This window comes from Lactobacillus sp. N54.MGS-719 (genome assembly GCF_000980505.1).
Taxonomy (GTDB): domain Bacteria; phylum Bacillota; class Bacilli; order Lactobacillales; family Lactobacillaceae; genus Lactobacillus; species Lactobacillus amylovorus.
In genome coordinates, this window is the sequence record NZ_LARO01000108.1 from 1 (window position 1) to 1,368 (window position 1,368).

At 38.3% G+C, this 1,368-nt stretch carries 1 protein-coding gene and 1 pseudogene; both read right to left on the reverse strand.

The genetic code is table 11. The features are described from left to right. Nucleotides 1-208, reverse strand: a pseudogene (locus WS44_RS09325) (glutamine ABC transporter substrate-binding protein); the annotation flags it as partial. A gap of 11 nt (nt 209-219) precedes the next feature. Continuing rightward, nucleotides 220-960, reverse strand: coding sequence for an amino acid ABC transporter ATP-binding protein (locus WS44_RS09330; RefSeq protein ID WP_046434104.1), 741 nt, complete (start codon nt 958-960; stop codon nt 220-222). Between the last annotated feature and the right edge of the window lie 408 nt (nt 961-1,368).

Consider the following 1,368-nt stretch of genomic DNA (forward strand, 5'->3'; position numbering starts at 1 on the left):
TAGCCAGGTCCATTTCAAAACCTTCAATCTTACCGGTCTTAACGTTGGTCAAACCAAACAATCTGGTATCTGCTCTAACGCCCCAAACAATATGCTTATTTGCTTCTACCTTTTGGTAAACATTCTGATCCTTATGGCCACAGGCTGATAAAGTGAAAGCCAGCAGCACTAGTAAAGGTAAGAAAAGATATTTTCTTAATTTTTTCATGGCGCGCCACCTTAGTCTTTAGAAATAATTTTACTTAAGAATTGACGTGCACGTTCAGTATTTGGATGATCGAAGAATTCACCTGGATCACGGTCTTCCAAAATGTGACCTTGATCAAAGAAGATCAAACGATTACTTACTTTTCTAGCAAAGCCCATTTCGTGAGTAACCACAACCATAGTGATACCTTGTTCAGCAACATAGCGCATAACTTCAAGAACATCTTCGATCATTTCTGGGTCCAAGGCACTAGTTGGTTCGTCGAACAAAATAACCTTTGGGTCCATGGCAAGTGATCTAGCGATGGCAACACGTTGTTGTTGACCACCTGACAATTGACGTGGGTAAGAATTGATCTTGTCAGCCATACCAACTCTTTCAAGGTATTGCATGGCGATCTTACGGTTTTCGTCGTCAGGACGCTTCAAAACGATCTTAGGAGCGAGCATAACATTTTCAAGTACAGTGTGGTTGTTGTAAAGATTGAAGTGTTGGAACACCATGCCGACATTCTTACGAATCTTGTTAATGTCTGTCTTTTTATCGGCTAAGTCATGACCAGTCACAATAAGTTGCCCACTGTTGATTGGTTCTAAGCCGTTCATTGTTCTAATTAAAGTACTCTTACCAGAGCCTGATGGACCAATAATTGAAACCACTTGGCCTTCATCAATTTTCAAGTTAATATCTTTCAATGCATGAAGTTTTCCGTAGTATTTTTCAACATGCTTAAATTCAATAATTGCTGTCATGGTTTCTATCTTTCCTCCATTTTTTGTAATAATCTTATTCTACCTTTTTTTAAGGCAAAACTAAACCTATATTCAAGCTAAAATGATACATTTACGGTAAAATCTGCTTTTTTATTCGCTTTTAGGCAATATTTCTTTCTATTTGTCAAGTGAAAGCAATCTCAATTTAGCTTTTTACGAATTTGTTCCAAGAAATGACTATGGCTCTTTTGAGTATAAAAAAAGCCCTCATTCCCTGCAATAGGGACGAAAGCTTTCCGCGGTACCACCCAAATTGTCTATCAAAATAGACCTCCTCATAAAGCACAATCATGCTTTACCGGCGTGGTAACGTACCGGAGACGTCTCAACCTACTATAAGAATTGTTAGTTCGGTGAGCTGCTAAAAGTGTTATTCAATAATTCAGG

Excerpts from the sequence above, each read along its gene's own strand:
- WS44_RS09330 (WP_046434104.1), bottom strand. The coding sequence starts at position 960 with ATGACAGCAATTATTGAATTTAAGCATGTTGAAAAATACTACGGAAAA.